At 65.6% G+C, this 305-nt stretch carries 1 protein-coding gene; it reads right to left on the minus strand.

All coding sequences use genetic code 11. The annotated features are described in order from the left end of the window. Positions 1-305, minus strand: a 305-nt coding sequence (locus EN869_RS33980; protein ID WP_135916160.1) for an extracellular solute-binding protein, incomplete at both ends; no start/stop codon positions are given.

Genomic DNA, 305 nt, shown 5'->3' on the forward strand with positions numbered 1-305 from the left:
GGATCGAGCCGGCTTCCGACAGCTTGGCCTGGGTTTCGGCGCTGACATACCACTTCAGGAACTCGATCGAGTTCGCCTTGTTGGGCGCCGATTTGGGCACGCCGGCGATGAAGATGCCCATCTGGGCGATCGCCGACTGCTGTTTCGGCACGACGCCGAAATCGAGCTTGCCGGCAACCTTGGTCTGGGCCGGATCGTCGGCCTTCAACGCGTTGCCGGAATACTGGATGATGGCGCCGGCATCGCCGCCGAGGATCGCCGCGCCCTCCTGGTCGGAGTCGAACTCGACCACGCCGCTCGGCGCG

Source organism: Mesorhizobium sp. M2D.F.Ca.ET.226.01.1.1, from assembly GCF_004022705.2.
In the GTDB taxonomy this organism is placed as follows: Bacteria; Pseudomonadota; Alphaproteobacteria; order Rhizobiales; family Rhizobiaceae; genus Mesorhizobium.